Genomic DNA, 16,476 nt, shown 5'->3' with positions numbered 1-16,476 from the left:
GTGACTTGGCCGCCGCACGCCGAGGGCTTAGGTAGAACCGGTGAAGATCGCGAACCTCATCGACCCGTTCCGCCCGGCGGACGGCCCGCCGCCCGGCACGTTCATCGCCTTCGTGCGCTGGACGCTGAAGGGCGCGTGGCCGGTCCTGTGGCTCGCGGCCTTCGTGTCGGTGCTTGCGGGCCTGTCGGAAACCGGCACCGCCTGGGTGCTTGGCAAGGTCATCGACGGCGTCGTGGAAAGCGGCCGGGAGAACTTTTTCTCGGCCCGCAACCTTGGCCTTTTCGCGCTTGCGCTGGGCTTTTTCATGGTTCTGCGGCCCGTGATCTTCGCCATTTCGAACCTCATGACGCAGGTGGTCGTGACGCCCGCCATCGCGCCGTTGGTCATCATGCGGCTGCATCGCTGGATGCTCGGTCAGTCGGTCGATTTCTTCGACAACGACTTCGCCGGGCGGCTGGCGCAGAAGCAGGCCCAGACGTCGAACGCGATGACGAACTTCGTGACCGAGGCGATCAACGTGGTCGCCTTCGCGCTCGCCTCGCTCGTCGGGGCCTTCGCGCTGATCGTGTCCATCGACCTTTGGCTCGCGCCGATCTTCATCCTGTGGTTCGTGGCCTATGCCGGGGTGATCCGCTATTTCATCCCGAAGGTGCGCAAGCGCGCCAAGGCGCGGGCCGGCGCGCGGGCGGTGGTGACGGGGCGCGTGGTCGACACGATCACCAACATCCGCACGGTGAAGCTTTTCGCCAATGCCGGGCATGAGGACGGCTCCGCGCTCGACGCGGTCAAGACGTTCCGCGACACGGTCATTCACTTCGGCCAACTGTCGGCCACCTTCCGGCTGGTCCTGATGACACTCGCGGGCACCTTGCCGGTGATGCTCGTCGGGGGCACGCTCGTCGCGTGGCAGGGCGGCACGGCGACCGAGGGCGATATCGTCGCCGCCGGGACGATCTCGGTCCGGCTGGCGCAGATGACCGGGTGGGTGAGCTTCGCGCTCATGGGGCTTTACCGCGACATCGGCGAGATCGAGGACGGGATGCGCACGCTCACGCCCGACAAGCAGTTGCGCGATGCGCCGGGGTCGACGGACCTTGCGATCAGCGAGGGCGAGATCCGGTTCGAAGGCGTGGATTTTGCCTATGGCCGGTTGAAGGGTGGCGTGCAGAACATCGACCTGACGATCAGGTCCGGCGAAAAGCTGGCGATCGTCGGCCCGTCGGGTGCGGGCAAGTCGACGATGGTGTCGCTCCTTCTCAGGCTCTACGACCCCGAGGCGGGGCGCATCACCATCGACGGTCAGGACATCCGCACGGTGACGCAGGACAGCCTGCGCCGGGCCATCGGGATGGTCACGCAGGACACGGCGATGTTCAATCGCTCGGCCTGGGACAACATCCTGTATGGTCGTCCCGAAGCGGATGAAGAGGCGGTGATCCGCGCCGCCGAACGGGCCGAGGCGCATGACTTCGTGACCGATCTCGAAGATGCGGATGGGCGCGAAGGGTATGACGCGCATCTGGGCGAGCGCGGGGTGAAGCTGTCGGGCGGCCAGCGCCAGCGCATCGCCATCGCGCGCGCGATCCTCAAGAACGCGCCCATTCTGGTGCTGGACGAGGCGACTTCGGCGCTCGACAGCGCGGTCGAGGCCGCTATTCAGGAAACGCTCTACGACGTCATGTCCGACAAGACGGTGATCGCGATTGCACACCGCCTTTCGACCATCGCCCATATGGACCGGATCGTCGTGCTGGACGAGGGCCACATCGTCGAACAGGGCAGCCATGCGGAATTGCTCGCACAGGGCGGGATTTATGCCGATCTCTGGGCGCGCCAGTCAGGCGGGTTTCTGGGCGAGGCGGCAGCCGAATAGGTCAGTCGCCGACCGGGCGCATCCAGATCGCGAGGGTCGCGACCGCGCACAGCGTCAGCAACGTGACCACGGCAAAGCCGATGGATTGCCATTCGGTGAAGGCGGACAGCAGAAAGGCGAGCGCCGCGGTCGAGCCGGTGTTGGCCAGCATCCAGATCGACATGACGCGGCCGCGCAGTTCGTCCTCGAGCCGCGCCTGCACGCCGATCTGCAACGACACGCCGACATAGGTCGACGCGAACCCGATCGCCGCGGCGGGCGGGAGCGCCCAATTGAAGCTCGGCGCGAAGGCGGTGCCGAGGATACCCGCGAAGCCGACCCAGATCAGCGCGAACCGCAAAAGGCGGTGCCGCACGAGCCGGTTTCCCGCGACGACCTGAAAGACCGCCGCAATCAATGCGCCGCCACCGACGCACGAAGTTAGCAGCCCCAGCCCGGCGGCGCCGCGTTCGAAGACGCCATCCGCCAGAACCGCCATGATCTCGGAAAAGCCGCGCAGAATGCCGAGCGCGGCGACGGCGAGCAGGATCGACCGCCGGATCGGCCAGCGTTGCCAGACGACGCGGAACCCTTCGCTCAGATCGTCGATCATCCGGCCATGTGCGGAATGATCGCCTTCGCGCGGGATCAGCGTCGGCGCGATCACCACGTTCGGGATCGTCATAACCAGCGCGAGGCACGCGGCCGGCAACGTGCCGAATTCGGCGATCAGCATCCCGCCGAGCGCCGGGGCGAGCAGCCGCCCGATGTTGAAGTTCAACGCCGAGAGCGCGACCACCGACCCGATCGCGGGCCGCTCCACAAGGCGCGGTCCCAGCGACTGGCGCACCGGGTGGTAGCACGACATGACGGTGCCGAAGGTCAGCGAGACGAAGAAAAGCGCCGGGGCCGTCAGGACGTCGAGAAGCATCAGGGTAATCAGAAGCGCGGGCGCCCCCATCATCGCGAAAGCCACGCGCCGGAAGGCGAGCCGCGTGGACATGCGGTCGATGACCGCGCCGAAGAACGGGCCGAAGATCGCGACGGGCAGGAGCGTGGTCGCCGCGATCACGCCGACGAAGGTCGCGGAATGGGTCAGATCCCACGCAAGCCATGACATCAGGATGCGACTGACCCAACCACCGTTCGTGCCCGACACCGCGCCCACGTAGAACCGCCGGAACTGCGGATAGGACAGGGCGCGTTCGCTTGCCTCCGGGATGTCGGGAATGTCGGTCATGGGGCGGTTAGACGCCAAACCTGTGCCTTGTGCAAGCATTTGCGCCTGACAGCCATGTGGGGGTCCGCAGGCAGTTCTCCGCGCGCGGTCGCGGGTCGTTTCCCGTGGAATCCGGGCGGTTCCGACGGCCCACAAGCAAACCTCCGCCGAATGTCCCGGATGCGTTGGAACGTATCGCGGGTCCGGACCGTTGTCGCACCACGCTCAAGGGCGATGACGCCCGAAAAGAGAAGGAGAATGAGATGTTTAAGAAAACTCTGCTGCTTGGGTCCGCTGCGGCCCTGACCCTTGGTGCCGGCGCGGCCTATGCCGCCGAAGGGACCGCCTCGGCTGCGACCGACCTGAACATGCGCGTCGGCCCCGGCCCGAACTATTCCATCGTCGACGTGATCCCCGCCGAAGGCATGGTCGACCTGAACGGCTGCGTGCCCGGCGGTGGCTGGTGCGAAGTGACGTTCGAAGGCACGACCGGCTGGGCCTATTCGCCCTACCTGACGGTCGAAGAGACCCCGGTCGCCGAAATGCAGAACGTCACCGTCATCGAGTATGAAGAAGACAACAACGCGGGCGAAGCGGCCTTCGTGACCGGCGCGGCGGGTGCTGCGGTCGGCGCGACGCTGGGCGGCCCGGTCGGCGCCGTCATCGGCGGCATCGTCGGTTCCGCGACCGGCGGCACGGCGGCCTCGCTCGAGCAGGAAGTCGTGACCTACGTGCAGGCGAACCCGGTCCAGCCGGTGATCCTCGAAGGCGAGCCGGTGGTCGGCGTGACCGTTCCGCAGGAAGTGCAGACCTACGAGGTTCCGGAGTACCAGTATTCCTACCTCAACGTGAACGGCGACACCGTGATCGTCGACAATGAGAGCCGTCAGATCGTGCGCGTCGTGCGCTAACGACCTGAACAGGTTCGGACGACCTAGTGAGCGGCTCCCGCCAGAACGGCGGTGAGCCGCTCATCACGTCCATATGATGTGTCCGTTCATTGATTGGGAACAATATAGGCTTAGTTGCGTTGTCGGGGTAACTGAAAGGACAGTGACATGACCGCCAGTATCCATTATCTCCGCCCGTATCACGAGGCCCGTCTGGACGATATTCCGCTGCTCTGGACCCTGCCTGAAGGTGACCCCACCGGCATCGTGATCCACATCCCCGACTTCGGACAGCGCAAGGAAGAGACCACGGGTCTGCTCGAGCTTTTCAATCGGCAGGGTCTGATCGCGGTCACGCTGGACCTGCAACGTCATGGCGCACGCCGGGATGGCCATTCGCTCGAAGCCGAGGTGGCGAACGATTACACCCGTGTGCTCTGGACGCTTCTCGGCGAAACCATCCTCGACATCCCGACCGTCGCGACATGGGCGCGCCGCCGTTTCGGCGATCTGCCGCTTTCGCTTTCGGGCTTCGGCCTTGGGGGCGATGTGGCGCTGGGGGCCGCGCGCATGGTCAGCCGGGTCAAGGACGTGACCGTGGTGGGCGCCTCGCCCGACTGGACCTGTCCGCTCGACGGGTTCGACAAGATGACGGGCACTGCCGACACCCGTGCGGGCGTGTTCCGTCAAATGCTGGAACCTATGACCCACGCGGCCGATTACGTCGGCCAGCGCATCCACTTCCTGCGCCTGCGCGGTTCGGACCGCTCCGCTGCCATCGACCAGTTCAAGTCGCAGATCCTCGATCTGTCGACCGGAGAGGGCGGCGAAATCGTCACCACAACGCTCGCCGCCCGCGACGGTGTCGATTTCGCCGACCCGACCGTCTGGTGGCCCCACATGGGGGCCGTCGCCGCCTGACATCGGAACCCGGCCTTCCGCTGCCGCGTTCATACGGCACCCGGAAGGAGGCTTGAGATGAGCATTACGGTCGGCGACACGGTGAAATGGCCCTGGGGCAACGGGACCGCCAAGGGCACGGTGCGCAAACGCTATACCCAGAAGGTCACCCGCAAGATCAAGGGGTCCAAGATCACGCGGGACGGGTCCGACGACAACCCGGCGCTGGTCATCAAGCAGGACGACGGAGACGAAGTTCTCAAGCTCGCATCCGAAGTGAAGTCGGCGTGAAATGGTTCCCGCGGGCCTGATCTACTACCCTGACAATCGCCCGGGCATCACCCGGATGCGGCACGGGCGGGGCTTCACCTACAAAGGAGCGGATGGCACGACCATCGCGCGCGGGCCCGAACGCGCCCGGCTGGAAGCCATGGCGATCCCGCCGGCTTACGAGCGCGTCTGGATGACCCCGAAGGACAACGGACATCTTCTCGCCACCGGATATGACGCCCGTGCGCGAAAGCAGTATCGCTATCACCCGGACTGGTCCGAGGCGCGGTCCCAGACCAAATATAGCGAACTCGCCGGGTTCGGGCGGCTTCTGCCGACGATCCGGCGCCGGGTGGCGCGCGACCTGAACGAAGAGCCGGGGGAGCGGGAATTCGCGCTGGCGGCCACGCTGGCGCTGATCGACAAGCTGGCGCTGCGGGTCGGCAACCCGACCTATGCCGAAGAGAACGGCTCCTACGGCGCGGTGACCCTGACCCGGCGCCACCTGCGGCTGAAGGACGGCGAGATGCAGATCGCCTTCACCGCCAAGGGCGGCAAACGGGCCAGACGCCGGGTCACCGACAAGCGGTTGATGAAGGCGCTGGCACAGGCGCGCGATCTTCCCGGCGCGGAATTGATCACCTGGGTCGATGACGACGGCACGCCGCATGGGGTCACGTCGCAGGGGCTGAACGCTTATCTCGCCGAAGCTGCCGGCAAGGACGGTGTGACCGCCAAGGTCTTTCGCACCTGGACCGGCACCCTTGCCGCGTTCCGCACCGTGCTCGACGGTGAGGGGCATACGATCAAGGCCTTGTGCGATGCTGCGGCGGACAGGCTTCAGAATACGCCCGCGATCGCGCGCAAGAGCTATATCCACCCGGCGGTCATCGATCTGGCGGGGGTGGAACGGCCCAAGCTGCCGAAACCCGACCGACTGCCGGGACTGGCGGCGGGCGAGGGGGCGTTGCTCGCGTTTCTGGATCGCCAGTGACAGGGCCTGCCCTGTTGGCGCGTCGGGCAGCGGGGATATCGCGACAAACCCCTGTTTTTCGGGAGGCGACTCACTTGACGCACCCGGAAAAACCGCCTAAAGCCCGCGGACGGAATTCAGGGCGCTGCGCGTGCGGCGCCCGTTTGTATTGACTGGCAAGTCTGGAAAACGGCGAAAACGTTCCGGAAACTGCCCGATAGATGAGGATGAACCCATGTCGCGCGTCTGCGAATTGACTGGCAAAGGCCCCGCAACGGGCAACAATGTCAGCCACGCCAACAACAAGACCAAGCGTCGGTTTCTGCCGAACCTGAACGACGTGTCGCTGGTCTCCGAGACCCTCGGTCGCCCGATCAAGTTCCGCATCTCGGCTTCGGCCCTGCGGACCGTCGACCACCGTGGTGGTCTCGACAAGTTCCTTGCCAAAGCCAAGGACGCGGAGCTGTCGGCCAAGGCGCTGAAGGTCAAGAAAGAGATCGCGAAGGCTCAGGCCAGCGCCTGATCGCTTCCCGACGGATTTTGGAAACGGCCCTGCCAGAGCGGCGGGGCCGTTTTTCTTTGTGGGTGCTGCCGAAAGGTGCGCGCCAAGGCGCGCGCAGGGTTTGCGCCGCCTCGCGTTCCGCGAGTCGTCGCGATGGGGGAGGCCAGCCTCCCCTGAGTGCGTTTTCGAGAAAACGCCCTCCACCCCTCCGAGGTTTTCGGAAACGAAGAAGATCAGGGGCGGGTGCCCTGTGCGAGTTTCGTCATGCCCGGAATGAGGGGGCCGACGGCGACATCCGTGAACCCTGCGGTTTCGATCGCTCTCGCGAGCCAGTCGTCGTCGAGCGAGCGGGCCTCGGGCGTGAAGGCCGTGTGCTGGAGTTGCCAGAGCGCGGTGTTTTTCGGCCCCGACAGGTCGGCGTCGACCACGAAGTCATGGATCAGCAGGCGTCCGCCCGGCGCGAGGTGGGCGAAGGCCTTTGCGATCAGGCCCTCGTGCGCGTGATCGGGCACGCCCGAAAACAGGTAGGACATGAGGATCGCGTCCTGCCCATCGGGCCAGTCGCCCTCAAGCGCGTTGCCGTGGCGGTAGGTCACGCGGTCCGACAGCCCCGCGTCGGCCACATAGGCTTCGCCCAGGGCGGCGACGTTGGGGAAGTCGATGATCGTCGCCGTGAGGTCGGGGTTCGCCTTGCACAGCGTGATCGCGAAGGCGCCCGTGCCGCCGCCCACGTCGAGCAGGGTGCGGACCCCGGACAGGTCGACGCGCTTGGCGAGGCCGCGCGCCGGGCCCAGGGATCCGGCGTGCTGGCTTTCGGAATAGAGCCGCGCCTCTTCGGGGTCGGAGAACCACTTGTCGTAGCTGTCGGTCGCATCCTCGGCCATGTCGCCGGACAGGGCATCGTCGATCTGGTCCATCAGCGGATACATCTGCTGGCCCACCTGCCGTTCGAGGTAGTCGGAGAAGTCGTATTTCGCCCCTTTCACCAGAAACGCGGCGGCGGCGGGGGAATTGGCGAAGGTGCCGTCATCGTCGACCGTCGTCAGGTCGAGGCTGGTGAGCGCGGTCATGAGCGTGCGGCACCGCTCGGTCGGCAATCCGACCCGTTGGGCCAGCGTGCCCGCGTCCAACGGACCCGCCGCGAGCGTCGTGAAGATGTCGAACTTGATCGCGGCGAACAGGGCCTTGGACCCCATGTAGGCGAACGCGATATCTGAAATGTCTTCGGCTTCGGTCAGGCCGGCCATCTGTCTCCCCTCATGTTGGTGTAGGGGCAGCCTAGGCCGGTTCCGGCCCAAGACCAACCCGATACCTGCGACGTCATGGGACTTGCCGCCCGCTTTCGCCCGCGCTACCCCGACAGGCGATGAAACGGCTCGTTGCCATAGTTCTAAGCACGCTCATTGCGTTTTCCAGCGTGGTTCTCGCCGGGGCCAAGGGCGTGCCGGCGGTGCACGGCACGGACATCGTCATCTGTTCCGGCGTGAACGTGACCACGATCACCCTCGGGCCGGACGGCGAGCCGGTCGAAAAGGTCGAGGTCTGCCCGGAAGGTCATACGATCTTCGGGGCCGTCTTCGCCGTGCCGGACATGCCCACGCCGATGGCACGGCTGGTCGCGACGGTCGCGCCGGTCGAGCCGGAAGGTCGCCTGTCGCGTGATGAACTCAGCCCCTCGGCACGGGGGCCTCCTGCTGCGGTCTGAACCCAAACCTCAGACACCCTTTCAGGAGACAGCAATGAAACGCATCCTTATTGGCGCGCTGACCGCCGCCACCTTCGCTCTGCCCGCCATGGCCGGCAGCGAGATCACCATCACCGACGCCTATGCCCGTGCCGCCGGCGCCTCTGCCATGGCGGGGGCCGCGTTCTTCGTCATCGAGAACACCGGCGACGTGGACGACCGCCTGATCGGCGCGCGTTCGGACATCGCCGCCAAGGTCGAGCTTCACACGCATATCGAGGGTGAGGGCGGGGTCATGCAGATGCGGCAGGTGGAAGACGGTTTCCCGGTCGCGGCCGGGTCCAGCCACGTGCTTCAGCGCGGCAGCGACCACGTCATGTTCATGGGGCTGAAAGCACCGATGGAACAGGACGCCACCGTCACGGTCACCCTCGTGTTCGAGAAAGCCGGAGAGATCGAGGTGGACATTCCCGTCGATCTCGAGCGGCAGCCGAACATGGGCGGCATGAACCACGGGTCCATGGGGTCGAACTAGCGCCCCAGCACCTCGTCCACCCACAGGGGCACCACCTGCGATGCCGGGCCATAGCGCCCGGCGTCGAACAGGCCGCGCGCGTCCGTGGGTTCGAGATTGAGTTCGAGCGTCTCGGCGCCGTTCTGTTTCGCCTCGGTGACGAACCCCGCCGCCGGATAGACGTTGCCCGATGTGCCGATGGCGACGAACAGGTCCACCTCTGCCATCGCGTCGTAGATCCGTTCCATGTGGTAGGGCATCTCACCGAACCAGACCACGTCGGGCCGCGTCGCCTTGGTCCCGCAGGCGGGGCAGGGATCGTCGACCGACATCTCGTCCGGCGCGTCCCACCGATGGTCGCAGGCCGCACACAGGGCGCGCGCCAATTCGCCGTGCATGTGGATCACCCCGGTCGCGCCGCCGCGCTCATGCAGGTCGTCGACGTTCTGGGTGACGAGGATGACGTCTTCGCGCGCCGAGACGAGCTGGCCGAGCGCGACATGCGCCGCATTCGGCGTGGCCCCCCGGCAGTTGGCGCGGCGCGCGTTGTAGAACGTCTGGACGTGTTTCGGATTGCGCGCGAACCCTTCGGGCGTCGCGACTTCGTTCAGGTCGTATTTCGTCCAGAGCCCGTCCTTGTCGCGAAACGTGCCAAGACCGCTTTCCGCCGAAATGCCTGCGCCTGTGAGGATGAGGATCGTCATGGGGCGAGACTAGGCCGCTTGACCGGGCGCAGTCCACCAGCAAGGATCGTGACAAAACGGGGAGGGATATCCGATGAAAGCACCGTGGCATTTGTGGGTCGTGGGCGTGCTGTCGCTTTTGTGGAACGCGGGCGGCGCCTATGACTGGGTGATGGCCCATTTCGCGGCGGACAGCTACATGGGCATGATGACCGAGGAACAGCGCGCTTGGTATTCCGACTTCCCGCTCTGGGCCGAGATCTTCTGGGCGCTGGGCGTCTGGGGCGCTGTGATCGGGTCGATCCTCTTGCTTCTGCGGTCAGGCTTCGCGCAACTGGCCTTCGTCCTGTCGCTGATCGGGCTGTTGGGCAATACGCTCCACTCGCTCACCAGCATGGGCAACGCGCTGGTCGACATGATGGGGCCGGGGTCCATGGCATTCACGGCTGCGATCATTATCGTGGCGCTTCTGTTGTGGTTCTACGCCCGCGCGATGGCGCGAAAGCGCGTGCTCCGCTAGTCCCTTGTCCCGGCCCCGACGGGGCGTGACCTTTCAATTTCCGTGCCGGGCCGCGACGTTCGGAGCGAGGAGGATTCATGCAGATCGCAAGGCTCGCGGATATCCGTGTCCACTATGACGACAGGGGGCCCAAGGACGGCCCGACCGTGTTGTTCGCCAATTCGCTGGGCACGGATTTCCGGCTTTGGGATCGGGTGGTCGCGCGGCTGCCGGACCATCTGCGCCTGATCCGATACGACAAGCGGGGTCACGGGCTGACGACGGCGCCGGACGGTCCCTATTTCATGGGTGACCTCGTGCAGGATGCCGCGCGACTGCTCGACCATCTGAAGGTGCGCGACGTGGTGGTCGTGGGCCTGTCCATCGGCGGTTTCATCGCGCAGGGGCTGGCGGCCGAACGGCTCGACCTGATCCGCGCGATGGTGCTGTCGAACACGGCCGCCAAGATCGGCACCACGGCAATGTGGGAAGAGCGGGTGGCGACGGTCCGTCGAGACGGGGTCGAGGCGCTGGCGGACGCGACGATGGAGCGGTGGTTCGGCCGGAAGTTCCGCGACAGCGACCCGGATACGGTCGAGGCTTTCCGCAACATGATGGTGAGCCAGCCGGTGGAAGGTTACGCGGGCTGCGCCGCCGCCATCGGCGAAAGCGATCTTTACGAGTCCACCGCGCGGCTCAAACTGCCGACACTCGGGATCGCCGGGTCCGAGGACGGGTCGACGCCGCCCGATCTGGTGCGCGAGACGACCGAACTGGTCGCAGGGTCCAAGTTCCACCTCATCCGCGGGTCCGGGCATCTGCCCTGCGTCGACAACCCGGACGAATACGCCCGGGTGCTCACCACATTCCTCACCGAGATAGGACATATCTGATGGCGCATTTTCTGCTTGTTCATGGCTCGAACCACGGGGCTTGGTGCTGGCGCGACGTGGTGCCGGAACTCGAGGCGCGTGGGCACACGGCCACCGCGCTCGACCTGCCGTCGCATGGTGCTGACAAAACCCCCATCGCTGAGGTCACGCTGGATGCGTATGCCGACAAGATCCTCGCCGCGCTCGACGGTCCGACCATCCTCGTCGGCCATTCGGCGGGCGGCTACGCGATCACGCAGGCCGCCGAACGCGATCCGACCAACGTGGCGGGCCTCGTCTTTCTGACCGCCTATGTGCCGCAGCCGGGCAAGAGCCTTGTCGATATGCTGGGCGAGGCGCCCGAGCAGCCGATGAAAGGCGCGTTCGACATGGCGCCCGACAAGAAGAGCTTTCGGTTCAAGCCGGAATTCCTGACCCGCGCGCTCTACGGCGACTGTCCCGAGGGCACTTATGACTACGCGATGGCGCATATCGGCTGGCAGCCGCTTTCGACCCAGACCGTGCCCGCCACTCTGACCGGGGCCTCTGATACCGTGCCGCGGCGCTATATCTTCTGCACCGAGGATCGCGCCATACCGCTCGCCCATCAGAAACAGATGGCGGCCGGGTTCAGCGCGGACGAGACCTTCGACCTCGCCACCGGGCATTCCCCGTTCTTTTCGGCCCCCGGACCGTTGGCCGACATCCTCGACCGGATCGCGAACGCCACGTAAGTCAGTTCGCACTTGCCTTGCCGCGCGAACCGGATCAAAAGCATTTGCGAAACGGCGTTTCATTTTCGGGAGGGCATCATGGACACCATCAAGGCCGCGGTCTGCCACGAACACGGCAAGCCGCTCGTGATCGAGGAAATCACCATCCGTCCCCCCGAAGCCGACGAGATCGAGGTCGAGGTTCACGCGGTCGCGATCTGCCAGTCCGACATTTCCTTTGCCGAAGGCGGGTTCGGCGGTCCGGTTCCGGCTGTCTACGGCCACGAAGCGTCGGGGAAGGTCACACGGGTCGGGGCGAACGTGCGCGGTTTGGCCGAGGGCGACACGGTCGTCGTCACGCTCATCCGCGCCTGCGGCCATTGCCCATCGTGCCAGACCGCGCGACCTGTGACCTGCGAAACGCCGTATGACTCGCTAACCGAAGGGCCGCTCAAGACGGCCTCGGGCGATCCGATCTATCAAGGGCTGGAAACCGGGGCGTTCGCGGAAAAGGTCGTCGTTCTGGCATCGCAGGCCGCCAAGATCCCCGACAGCGTGCCGATGGACAGCGCAGCCCTTCTGGCCTGCGGGGTCATCACCGGGCTGGGGTCGGTGGTCAACGTGGCCAAGGTGCGCCCCGGACAGAACGTGGTGGTGATCGGCGCGGGCGGCGTGGGCCTCAACGCCATTCAGGGCGCCCGGATCGCAGGGGCGGCGCGGATCATCGCGGTCGACATGACCGAAGACAAGCTCGCCATGGCCAAGGAGTTCGGCGCGACACATGGCGTTCTCGGCACAGAGGAAAAGCCGTGGTCTGCGGTCAAGAAATTGACGGGCGGACGTGGGGCGGACGCGGTCTTCGTCACCGTGGGCGTCGCGCCGGTCTATGATGTGGCGCCCCGCTACCTCGCCCCGGGCGGCGAGGTCATCATGGTCGGGCTGCCGCACGCGACCGAGAAGGCGAAGTATTCGCCGCTCGGCATGGGCAACGCCAGTCAGGGCATTCAGGGCACGATGATGGGCGACACCGTGATCCGCCGCGACATCCCGTGGATGGTCGATCTGTATGAGCAGGGGCGGTTGAAACTGGACGAGCTGATCTCGAACCGCTTTTCGCTCGACCAGATCAACGAGGCGATCGCGAGCACCAAGTCGGGCAGCGCCAAGCGCAATGTGATCGTGCTGAAGTAAGGTCTGTTCCGGCGCTGCTCGTCTTTCAGGGTGAGGGTTCGCCAAGCGAGATTGGGCGCTTTTCCCGACCTTTCCCGAGGCGGCCCCGTCATACGACGGCGCATCCCTCTGGGAGCGAAAAACACGATGAATGCCTGCGGGACGCACCGCCCGCAAACCGCGCCGATGCGGCCGCGATGAGCGTCGCGGGCATAATAAGGGTGCGGGCGAAATCGACTTTCAGGGCCAGACGAATCTTGCCGACCGGGAAAGGCACGATAAAACAGGGGGATGAGACAAATAGACTTTGGTTCGCCCGAAAATCACGTTAGGCACGTTTGCGATGATCGCGTTTGACACACTCACCCCTTTGGCGCTTGCAGGATTTCTGGGTGTCGTGCTCTACGTCGGCGCCTACGCCATGCTGGCCTTCGGGGCCATTCGCGGAAATGGCTACGTCTATCCGGCATTGAATCTGGTCGCGAGCCTTCTGGTCCTCGCCGGTCTCGCGGACGCCTTCAACTGGCCGGCGGCTGCGCTTCAGATCGGCTGGGCGGCGATTTCGGTCTTCGGCATCGTGCGTATCTACCTTCAGAACTCCCGGCTCAACTTTTCCGAAGAAGAGCAGACGCTCATCGCCTACGGGCTGCCCCGGATGTCGAAGCCGACCGCGCGCAACCTGCTCAATCGGGGTGTCTGGGTGAATGCCGAGCCGGGCACGATCCTGACGGCCGAGGGCGAATGCGTGACGCATCTGCACTTCATGCTGCACGGGTCGGCAGCGGTGAAATCGGGCGGGGCCGAGATCGCCGAGATCAAGCGCGGTTTCGTGGGCGAGATGAACGTGATGGAAGCGGCGCCCGCCTCGGCCACGGTCACGGTCGCCGAGCCGTCGCGCATCTTCACCGTCTCGGGCACCACGCTGCGGTCTCTGGCCGAAAGCGATGCGGATTTCGCGTCGAGCCTGTCCGTTCATCTGGCGCGCTCGACCAAGGAAAAGCTGATCGAAGCGAACCGCAAGCTGTCTGCGCCGGCCAGAACCCCGGACCATGTCGACTGACGTTCAAGGCAGGGTGCCGCTACCAAGACGCGCACTCGCCGGTGTCGTCATGGGTTTCGACAATCTGGGCCGTTGCGTCGCGCTGGCGAGCCTCGTGTTCACCGGCAGTCTGGTGGCCGGTGCGCCACTGTCCATCGTCCTGTTTCTTCTGAGCGGGATCGTCGGGACCGGAACGCTTCTGCTCAACCGCTACTTCGTCGGGCCCGCGTTCTCGAACGTGCAGAATACCACCGTCGCGATCCTGCTGCCTGCGGTCGTGATGGTCGCCGCGTTCGACATGCCAGACGAGGCGCGGATCGTCACGGTGTTCGCCCTTCTCGGGGTGACCGCCGTTCTCGCCGGGATCGCCATGCTCGTGATCGCGACGATGGGGTGGAGCCGGTATGTCCAGCTTATCCCGTTCCCGGTTTCATCCGGCTATCTGGCTGCGACCGGGGCGATTCTGATCGTGTCGGCGCTGCGCATGGTCTGCCCCCCCGACCTTTGCATGTCGGGCGTGACCGGGCCGATCTCGCCCGCCGAGGCATGGCTCGTCGCGCTCACGCTCGTGACCGCCGCGATCTTCTTCCTCGCGATCCGTATCTGGCCGAACTACGGGCTGGTGGGGGCGCTGTTCACGGTGCTCGCGGGGTTCTACATCGCGTTGAGCGTGCTGGGCATCGGCATCGGCGAGGCGCGGGGCATCGGGCTGTTGCCCGCCATCGACCCGTCCCGCGTGCCGCTCGACCTGCACCCCGACATGATCCGCGCGGTGCGCTTCGATCTCATTTTCGACGCCGCGCCCGTCATCGTCGCCGCCGTCATCGTCAGCCTGTTTTCCGCGATGCTCAACATCACCGGGGTCGAACTGGTCCTGCGTCGCGACATGAACACCGTGCGCGAGCTCAAGCGCGAAGGTGCGATCAACATCGCGACGGGTCTGCTTGGAAGCACGGTGAATTTCCTCAGCTCCTCCAACACCACCGCCGCGCTTCTTCTGGGTGGGCAGGGGCGTGTGACGGGTGCCGTGACCATTGCGGTTCTCGCCCTCGGCATGGTGTTCGCGCGTCCGATCCTCGCCTTCGTGCCGCCCTTCCTGACCGCCGGGCTGTTGGTCTTTTTCGGCGTGTCGATCTTCAACCGTTGGTGGCTGGGCACGCGCGCCCAGCATTCGCTTGCCGAGTGGCTGCTGGCCGGGGCGATCGTCCTCGCCTCGGTCACGATCGGGATGCCCGCCGCCGTCGTTCTGGGCCTGACCGCGGCGTCGGTGATCTTCGTGATCTCCTATGCCCGTCTTCCGGTGGTGCGCGCCGTGTCCGACCTGACCGTGACGCGCTCCACCGTGGATCGCGGGCGCAAACAGGCGAAGTATCTCAAGAAACACGGCCACGAGGTCGGGGTCGTCGCCTTGCAGGGGTTCCTGTTCTTCGGCTCCATCGAACGGCTGATTTCTCGTGTCCGCGACCTGCTGGACAGTCAGGCGGATCTGACGACCGTCATCCTCGATTGCAGCCGGGTCAGCCGTATGGATGCCTCCTCCATGGCCGCGCTCGAAAAGCTGGACATCCTTGCCCAGAGCCGTGGCGTGAACGTCGTTCTGGCCGAACTGAACGCCGACACGGTGCGCGAGGTGACGCGCAGCGGCGTGATCGGCCCCGAGAGCAACCTGTCGTTCGCCAAGACCACCGATATGGCGCTCGAGGCGGCCGAGGATGCGCTGATCGCCCGGATGAAGCCCGCCGATGCGCAGGATGACGCTTTGTCGTCGCTCGTCTCGTTGCTGGGCGACGCCGGGGCGGCGGAACGCCTGTTCGCCCAGATGGAGCGCGAGGTGGTTGCCGCAGGCACGCGGATCGTCACGCAGGGCGAGACGTCGGGCGATGTCTATCTGTTGGAAAGCGGGGCGCTTTCAGTGTCGATCCGCACCTCGGACGGCCACAGTATCCGGGTTCTGAAACAAAGGCCCGGCGCCATCGTGGGCGAGATCGCAGCCTATGCGGGCATCCCGCGCACGGCCGATGTCATTGCCGACGCGGATTCGGTCGTTTACCGTCTGAGCGAGAAAAAGGTGCGGCAGTTGCAGGACACGGCTCCGACACTGGCGGCCCATTGGCACAAGGCCATGGCGGCGGGGCTGGCGGAAAAACTCGACCGCACGAACAAGATACTGGGGCAAAGGGCATCATGACACCGGCTTTCGTTCTGCTCATCCTGCTGCTCTTGCAGTTCAAGCATCTGCTGGCGGACTATGTCTGGCAGAACGGCTGGATGATCGCGAACAAGGGCAACTACGGCCATCCCGGTGGGCTGGCGCATGCGGGTCTTCATGCGCTTTTGACCGTGATCGTGCTGGTCGTGACCGGCTTCGCGCTGTGGCCGATCCTGATCCTCGGCCTTCTGGAATTCGCGATCCACTATCACATCGACTTCGCCAAGGACCGGATCACGCGTGTTCGCAAGCCGGACCCGAAGAAGCGTGAATACTGGGTGTTTCACGGAATAGACCAGTTCTGCCATCAGGTGACGCTCGTCGGAGTCGTCGCCGCGCTCTTGTGGTTTGGCTGACACAGACGGGGCGGGCCTGACCGGGAGTCGAAAGCAGGTTTGCACCCAACGGGCAAATCCATATTCTTTCACGAGTATTTGCAAATTTGAGATTCTGCCGCATGGAAGTCTGCCCGTGCGGCGAGGGGAGA

At 65.4% G+C, this 16,476-nt stretch carries 18 protein-coding genes; 15 read left to right on the top strand and 3 right to left on the bottom strand.

All coding sequences use genetic code 11. The features are described 5' to 3' along the window. The first annotated feature begins 40 nt into the window (after positions 1–40). The gene (locus tag FCT00_RS02945) at positions 41–1,873 is read left to right on the top strand and encodes an ABC transporter ATP-binding protein (RefSeq protein WP_138421775.1); all 1,833 of its coding nucleotides are present in this window, start codon (positions 41–43) and stop codon (positions 1,871–1,873) included. A 1-nt stretch (position 1,874) separates the two neighbouring features. Here FCT00_RS02945 and FCT00_RS02940 read toward each other — a convergent pair whose 3' ends face one another. Continuing rightward, on the bottom strand, positions 1,875–3,092 hold the full coding sequence (locus FCT00_RS02940; protein ID WP_171042866.1) for an MFS transporter: 1,218 nt from the start codon (positions 3,090–3,092) through the stop codon (positions 1,875–1,877). Between the two features lie 242 nt (positions 3,093–3,334). On the opposite strand from FCT00_RS02940, the gene FCT00_RS02935 reads away from it, so the two are divergent. The 5 genes from FCT00_RS02935 to rpmB all read left to right on the top strand — a co-directional run bounded on the left by FCT00_RS02935 (position 3,335) and on the right by rpmB (position 6,627). Continuing rightward, positions 3,335–3,982, top strand: a complete 648-nt coding sequence (locus FCT00_RS02935; protein WP_040885162.1) for a DUF1236 domain-containing protein — start codon at positions 3,335–3,337, stop codon at positions 3,980–3,982. 147 nt (positions 3,983–4,129) lie between these two features. Next, a complete protein-coding gene (locus tag FCT00_RS02930; RefSeq protein ID WP_138421773.1) occupies positions 4,130–4,882 on the top strand; it encodes a hypothetical protein in 753 nt (250 codons plus the stop codon). A 57-nt stretch (positions 4,883–4,939) separates the two neighbouring features. Then, entirely contained in the window at positions 4,940–5,152 is a 213-nt protein-coding gene (locus tag FCT00_RS02925) for a hypervirulence associated TUDOR domain-containing protein (protein ID WP_008334131.1), read from the top strand. A gap of 1 nt (position 5,153) precedes the next feature. Continuing rightward, positions 5,154–6,125, top strand: a complete 972-nt coding sequence (locus tag FCT00_RS02920) for a DNA topoisomerase IB (protein WP_138421772.1) — start codon at positions 5,154–5,156, stop codon at positions 6,123–6,125. A 214-nt stretch (positions 6,126–6,339) separates the two neighbouring features. After that, positions 6,340–6,627, top strand: a complete 288-nt coding sequence (gene rpmB / locus FCT00_RS02915) for a 50S ribosomal protein L28 (protein WP_008334140.1) — start codon at positions 6,340–6,342, stop codon at positions 6,625–6,627. Between the two features lie 212 nt (positions 6,628–6,839). Here the strand turns inward: rpmB and FCT00_RS02910 are convergent, their stop codons facing one another. Beyond that, positions 6,840–7,853, bottom strand: a complete 1,014-nt coding sequence (locus FCT00_RS02910) for a methyltransferase (protein ID WP_138421771.1) — start codon at positions 7,851–7,853, stop codon at positions 6,840–6,842. A gap of 119 nt (positions 7,854–7,972) precedes the next feature. Here FCT00_RS02910 and FCT00_RS02905 point away from each other — a divergent pair, with 119 nt between their 5' ends. Together FCT00_RS02905 and FCT00_RS02900 are read left to right on the top strand one after the other, a co-directional pair. Further along, entirely contained in the window at positions 7,973–8,311 is a 339-nt protein-coding gene (locus FCT00_RS02905) for a hypothetical protein (RefSeq protein WP_138421770.1), read from the top strand. A gap of 34 nt (positions 8,312–8,345) precedes the next feature. Beyond that, the gene (locus tag FCT00_RS02900; protein WP_008334146.1) at positions 8,346–8,825 is read left to right on the top strand and encodes a copper chaperone PCu(A)C; all 480 of its coding nucleotides are present in this window, start codon (positions 8,346–8,348) and stop codon (positions 8,823–8,825) included. Here the strand turns inward: FCT00_RS02900 and FCT00_RS02895 are convergent. Further along, a complete protein-coding gene (locus FCT00_RS02895) occupies positions 8,822–9,508 on the bottom strand; it encodes an NAD-dependent deacylase (protein WP_008334149.1) in 687 nt (228 codons plus the stop codon). The two genes, FCT00_RS02900 and FCT00_RS02895, sit on opposite strands and share 4 nt — an antisense overlap. Positions 9,509–9,581: 73 nt before the next feature. Here FCT00_RS02895 and FCT00_RS02890 point away from each other — a divergent pair, with 73 nt between their 5' ends. The 7 genes from FCT00_RS02890 (at position 9,582) to FCT00_RS02860 (ending at position 16,345) form a co-directional block, all read left to right on the top strand. Beyond that, positions 9,582–10,007 (top strand): hypothetical protein, encoded by a 426-nt coding sequence (locus FCT00_RS02890; protein WP_008334150.1) that lies wholly within the window; start codon positions 9,582–9,584, stop codon positions 10,005–10,007. A gap of 77 nt (positions 10,008–10,084) precedes the next feature. Further along, positions 10,085–10,879, top strand: coding sequence for a 3-oxoadipate enol-lactonase (gene pcaD, locus FCT00_RS02885; protein WP_138421769.1), 795 nt, complete (start codon positions 10,085–10,087; stop codon positions 10,877–10,879). Beyond that, entirely contained in the window at positions 10,879–11,592 is a 714-nt protein-coding gene (locus tag FCT00_RS02880; protein WP_008334152.1) for an alpha/beta fold hydrolase, read from the top strand. The genes pcaD and FCT00_RS02880 overlap by 1 nt, the downstream gene beginning before the upstream one ends. A gap of 78 nt (positions 11,593–11,670) precedes the next feature. Then, positions 11,671–12,762, top strand: coding sequence for a Zn-dependent alcohol dehydrogenase (locus tag FCT00_RS02875; protein ID WP_138421768.1), 1,092 nt, complete (start codon positions 11,671–11,673; stop codon positions 12,760–12,762). Between the two features lie 322 nt (positions 12,763–13,084). Next, positions 13,085–13,801, top strand: coding sequence for a Crp/Fnr family transcriptional regulator (locus FCT00_RS02870; protein WP_008334154.1), 717 nt, complete (start codon positions 13,085–13,087; stop codon positions 13,799–13,801). 13 nt (positions 13,802–13,814) lie between these two features. After that, the gene (locus FCT00_RS02865; RefSeq protein ID WP_171042865.1) at positions 13,815–15,968 is read left to right on the top strand and encodes a cyclic nucleotide-binding domain-containing protein; all 2,154 of its coding nucleotides are present in this window, start codon (positions 13,815–13,817) and stop codon (positions 15,966–15,968) included. Continuing rightward, positions 15,965–16,345, top strand: a complete 381-nt coding sequence (locus tag FCT00_RS02860) for a DUF3307 domain-containing protein (protein ID WP_008334156.1) — start codon at positions 15,965–15,967, stop codon at positions 16,343–16,345. The genes FCT00_RS02865 and FCT00_RS02860 overlap by 4 nt, the downstream gene beginning before the upstream one ends. Positions 16,346–16,476: the final 131 nt, after the last annotated feature.

The organism is Maritimibacter alexandrii, assembly GCF_005871115.1.
Lineage (GTDB): Bacteria > Pseudomonadota > Alphaproteobacteria > Rhodobacterales > Rhodobacteraceae > Maritimibacter > Maritimibacter alkaliphilus.
This window is presented reverse-complemented; position numbering and strand designations above follow the sequence as displayed.

What these genes read in the sequence shown, in the direction of transcription:
- FCT00_RS02910 (WP_138421771.1), bottom strand. Translation starts at nt 7,853, where the DNA reads ATGGCCGGCCTGACCGAAGCCGAAGACATTTCAGATATCGCGTTCGCC.
- rpmB (WP_008334140.1), top strand. Translation starts at nt 6,340, where the DNA reads ATGTCGCGCGTCTGCGAATTGACTGGCAAAGGCCCCGCAACGGGCAAC.
- pcaD (WP_138421769.1), top strand. Translation starts at nt 10,085, where the DNA reads ATGCAGATCGCAAGGCTCGCGGATATCCGTGTCCACTATGACGACAGG.
- FCT00_RS02920 (WP_138421772.1), top strand. Translation starts at nt 5,154, where the DNA reads ATGGTTCCCGCGGGCCTGATCTACTACCCTGACAATCGCCCGGGCATC.
- FCT00_RS02860 (WP_008334156.1), top strand. Translation starts at nt 15,965, where the DNA reads ATGACACCGGCTTTCGTTCTGCTCATCCTGCTGCTCTTGCAGTTCAAG.
- FCT00_RS02875 (WP_138421768.1), top strand. Translation starts at nt 11,671, where the DNA reads ATGGACACCATCAAGGCCGCGGTCTGCCACGAACACGGCAAGCCGCTC.
- FCT00_RS02890 (WP_008334150.1), top strand. Translation starts at nt 9,582, where the DNA reads ATGAAAGCACCGTGGCATTTGTGGGTCGTGGGCGTGCTGTCGCTTTTG.
- FCT00_RS02880 (WP_008334152.1), top strand. Translation starts at nt 10,879, where the DNA reads ATGGCGCATTTTCTGCTTGTTCATGGCTCGAACCACGGGGCTTGGTGC.
- FCT00_RS02930 (WP_138421773.1), top strand. Translation starts at nt 4,130, where the DNA reads ATGACCGCCAGTATCCATTATCTCCGCCCGTATCACGAGGCCCGTCTG.
- FCT00_RS02940 (WP_171042866.1), bottom strand. Translation starts at nt 3,092, where the DNA reads ATGACCGACATTCCCGACATCCCGGAGGCAAGCGAACGCGCCCTGTCC.
- FCT00_RS02895 (WP_008334149.1), bottom strand. Translation starts at nt 9,508, where the DNA reads ATGACGATCCTCATCCTCACAGGCGCAGGCATTTCGGCGGAAAGCGGT.
- FCT00_RS02935 (WP_040885162.1), top strand. Translation starts at nt 3,335, where the DNA reads ATGTTTAAGAAAACTCTGCTGCTTGGGTCCGCTGCGGCCCTGACCCTT.
- FCT00_RS02870 (WP_008334154.1), top strand. Translation starts at nt 13,085, where the DNA reads ATGATCGCGTTTGACACACTCACCCCTTTGGCGCTTGCAGGATTTCTG.
- FCT00_RS02925 (WP_008334131.1), top strand. Translation starts at nt 4,940, where the DNA reads ATGAGCATTACGGTCGGCGACACGGTGAAATGGCCCTGGGGCAACGGG.
- FCT00_RS02900 (WP_008334146.1), top strand. Translation starts at nt 8,346, where the DNA reads ATGAAACGCATCCTTATTGGCGCGCTGACCGCCGCCACCTTCGCTCTG.
- FCT00_RS02905 (WP_138421770.1), top strand. Translation starts at nt 7,973, where the DNA reads ATGAAACGGCTCGTTGCCATAGTTCTAAGCACGCTCATTGCGTTTTCC.